This is a genomic window from Streptomyces sp. BE20, assembly GCF_036322525.1.
Lineage (GTDB): Bacteria > Actinomycetota > Actinomycetes > Streptomycetales > Streptomycetaceae > Kitasatospora.
On the sequence record NZ_JAQYWW010001166.1, the window covers coordinates 1 to 4,122 of the forward strand.

Below are 4,122 nucleotides of genomic sequence, written 5' to 3' on the forward strand. Positions count from 1 at the left end.
GCCCCACACCTCCGACGAGGTCCGCGAAGCACTCCAACTCGGCCCCGACACCCCCGTCGTCACCCTCGACGCCCGACGCCGGGACAGCGCCAAGAGCGCCCTCATCACCCTCGTCGAACACGCCCTCCTCGCCCGCCTCCGCTGAGCGGAACCCGCAGGTCGGCAGCCCCGGCGCCCCGCTGTCACGGCGGAGCGCCGGGGCCTGTCCGCTTGCGGGGAGATGTCGTCCGGACGCCGCGCGCAAGACCCCCGCATAAGCGGCGGATAACAGTTCGGTAGGCATTTCGTGATCAACAATGACTGTTTGTAGCGAATCAGCATCACTCAGCGCCAGAAGACCACAGTTTTACACCGTCATGTCGGTGAATGTCCCAATTGCGCCCTGCATGGCGCTGACCGGCAGCTGTTTGTCCCCCATCCCTGCACGTGCTGAAATTCCAGCTACCCCTGCATCCATATCGGCCACCGCTCCCCGGAACGGACGGGCCTCCAGGGGTAGCGCTGGATTGATCCATGGCCGGCTGTCGGCCGAGAGGTAGTTGTCGAGTGAGGCGTAAGCAGCAGGTCGCCCCGCAGCGGCGCTCCGAGCCCCGCCAGAGCGAGCCGAACGGCACCGCACCGGACCCGGCGGGGTTCTCGGCGTTCACGCCGACCGAGGAACGGCCACCGGCCGCCCCCGCACCACAGCAGCTGGGTCCCGCCAAGGACCGCACGGGCGGCTCCGGCGCGGACGACACCGGCGGCAAGGGCGGCAGCCGGTACGACTTCCTGCGCCCGCGCAACTGGCGCGTGCCGGCCCGTCTGATCGCGATTCTGCTGATCCCGGTCACCATCGGCCTGATCTTCGGCGGTCTGCGCGTCAACACCTCGTTCGACGGCTTCATCAAGGCCGACCGCGCCCAGCGGACCGCCACCCTCGCCAAGGCCGCCACCGAGCTGGCCGAGGCGCTGGAGAGCGAGCGCGACAAGACCCTCATACCTCTGCTCACCAAGCAGGACCCGAACAACGAGGTCACCAAGGCGCGCTCGACCACCGACGCCGCCCTCAAGGCCTACTACGCGGCCTACGAGGCCAGCGACAAGTCCGGCGAGCTCCCGCGCCGCCACGACGCCTTCCAGGGCGTCGTCGTCGCCCTGCCGCACCTGCGCGCCAACGCCTACAGCCCGGACCTGTTCGCCTCCGCGACCACCTCCGCGTACTCGGTGATGCTGGCCCCGCTGCTGGCCTACGACAACTCGGTCGGCCTCGGCTCCTCCAACCTCACCAGCAAGGGCCGCTCGATCTACGCCATGTCGCTGGCGAAGGCCTCCGCCTCGACCCAGCGCGCGCTGATGCTGCACCTGCTGGTCGGCATCTCCGCGGGCGCCACCACCCGGTACGAGAACGCGGACCTGATCCAGCAGCTGCTGGTCGCCCAGCGCCTGGAGCACACCGCGCTGTCCGAGTTCAACACCGGCAGCGCCCCCGAGGACGCCCGCCGCTACTCGGACGCCCAGGTCGCCCAGGCCAACGCCGACCAGCGCGCCGCCTACCGGATGCCCAACGGCACCGCCCCCACGATGCAGGGCCTGCTCAACCTCGGCGCCGCCTACAGCCAGGCCGCCGCGATCGGCCAGGCCCAGGGCAAGGACGCCGCGGACCGGGCGTACAAGGAGGCCAAGGACTCCGGTCTGACGCCGGAGAACTGGAACCAGGCCGCCAACACCCACATCACCAGCCTCCGCGCCACCGAGGTCGTGCTGCTGGACGACGTGCTCCAGGACGCCGCGGCGCTGCGTGACAACGCGCGCTTCGACGCCGTCCTCAACGCGCTGATCGTGCTCGCGTCGCTGATCCTCGCCGGTGTGCTCACCGGCTACGTGGCCCGCTCGATGATTCTCGGCATGCGGACCCTGCGCAACGCCGCCCTGGAGATCGCCGACCACCGTCTGCCCGACCTGGTCGAGAAGCTCTCCAAGACCGACCCCGACCGGGTCGACACCAACATCAACCCGATCCCGCTGCACGGCAAGGACGAGATCGGCGAGGTCGCCCGGGCCTTCGACCAGGTCCACCGGCAGGCGGTCGCACTCGCCGCCGAGCAGGCGCTGCTGCGAGGGAACGTCAACGCGATCTTCACCAACCTGTCGCGCCGCAGCCAGGGCCTCATCCAGCGCCAGCTGGCGCTGATCACCGACCTGGAGAACAACGAGGCCGACCCGGACCAGCTGGAGAACCTCTTCAAGCTGGACCACCTGGCGACCCGTATGCGCCGCAACGGTGAGAACCTGCTCGTCCTCGCGGGCGAGGAGGCCGGCCGCCGCTGGAACACCCCGGTCCCGCTGGTCGACGTGCTCCGTGCCGCCGCCTCCGAGGTGGAGCAGTACGAGCGCGTCGAGCTCTCCGGCATCCCCGAGGCCGAGGTCGTCGGCGCCGCCGTGACCGACCTCGTCCACCTGCTCGCCGAGCTGCTGGAGAACGCCACCTCGTTCTCCAGCCCGCAGACCCGGGTGCTGGTCAACGCCACCCGCCTGCCGGACGGCCGGGTGCTGGTCGAGATCCACGACAAGGGCATCGGCCTCACCGCCGAGGACTTCGCCGAGATCAACGAGAAGCTGGCCGAGCCGCCCACGGTCGACGCCACCATCTCCCGCCGCATGGGCCTCTTCGTGGTCGGCCGGCTCTCCCAGCGGCACGACATCCGCGTCCAGCTCCGCCCGTCCGGCGAGTCGGCCGGCACCACCTCGCTGGTCATGATGCCGCCGTTCCTGACCCACATGGCCGCGGCGCCGGAGCCGGAGGAGCAGTTCACCGTCTCCCGGATCTTCGCCGACCAGGAGCCGACCGCCGACTGGGCCGCCCCCGGCCGGGACGAGGCCCGCAGCGCCGCCGAGCTGGGCTTCGACGACCACCTCACCGGCACCGGCAGCGCCGGCTCCTCCGGCTTCAGCCCCGCCCTGGAGGCGGTCCAGCGCTCGCAGCGCCTGGACCAGGTCCGCCGGGCCGCGCTGGAGGTCGGACCGCAGTCCGGCCAGGAGCCGCCGGTGCTCGACGCCGAGGTCGACGACGAGTACCCCCCGTACGGTCGCCGCAACGACGAGGTCTACGGCCAGGACGGGCAGTACCCGCAGCAGGGCTACGACCAGACCTACGCCGACGACCAGTACAACTACGGCCAGGACGGGTACGACGGCAACGGCTACCAGCAGGACGGCTACGACCAGTACCCGCAGCAGGGCTACGACCAGTCCGGCTACGGCGACGACCAGTACGGCCGGCAGGAGTACCAGGACCAGGGCCAGGACCTCCAGGGCCAGGGCTACGACGGGTACGACGGGTACGGCTACCAGCAGGACGGCCAGGGGACCGAGGAGGCCCCGGCCGGCCACCCGTACGCCCCGGAGCAGCCCGCGCTGCCCGCCGCCGACCCCGCCCCCGCCACGCTGGCGTCCGGGCTGCCCCAGCGCCGCCCCGGCCAGCAGCTGGCCGGCGGCGGGTTCCCGTCCGGGCCGGCCGACGCCGGTCAGGGCGGCGAGAGCCCGAACTGGTTCGCCGGTGCCAAGGACACCTCCGCGCCGGCCGAGCCGCGCGGCCACGAGGTGTCCGCGCTCGGCGGGTACGGGCCCACCGGCCCGACCGGCGCGGGAAGCGCCGCCTGGCAGTCGCCCAACGACGGCAACTGGCAGCGCGCCGAACAGCTCCGCGAGCCCTCTTCCAGCGGCACCACCCCGTCCGGACTCCCCCGGCGGGTACCCAAGCAGAACCTGGTGGCCGGCAACGCCAAGCCCACCCCACAGGATGGGCCGCAGGTCTCCCGTTCGCCCGAGGAGGTCCGTGGACGTCTCACGAACCTGCGCCGCGGTGTCGAGCAGGGCCGTAGCGCAGGCGGCACCGGAAGCTTCCGGATCGACCCCGATCAGGTAGACCAGTCCGGCAACGGACAGCAGAATCGCAGCACCGATCTCTTCGGCGGCTCGAACCACCAGGAGCGTTGAGTTGAGTCAGATGAGCCAGGCCGCACAGAACCTGAACTGGCTGATCACCAATTTCGTGGACAACACCCCCGGGGTGTCGCACACGGTGGTGGTCTCCGCGGACGGCCTCCTGCTGTGCATGTCCGAAGGGTTCCCCCGCGACCGCGC

Annotated in this window: 2 protein-coding genes and 1 pseudogene; all 3 read left to right on the plus strand. The window is 71.2% G+C overall.

Going from position 1 to position 4,122, the window contains the following annotated elements; translation table 11 throughout:
• Nucleotides 1-145 (plus strand): annotated as a pseudogene (locus PUR61_RS36740) (ATP-binding protein); the annotation flags it as partial.
• 401 nt (nucleotides 146-546) lie between these two features.
• Nucleotides 547-3,975: a nitrate- and nitrite sensing domain-containing protein gene (locus PUR61_RS36745; protein ID WP_329883903.1), complete on the plus strand. Its 3,429-nt coding sequence runs from the start codon at nucleotides 547-549 to the stop codon at nucleotides 3,973-3,975.
• 10 nt (nucleotides 3,976-3,985) lie between these two features.
• Nucleotides 3,986-4,122 (plus strand): roadblock/LC7 domain-containing protein (locus PUR61_RS36750; RefSeq protein WP_329882915.1); only part of this gene is annotated, 137 nt, incomplete at its 3' end.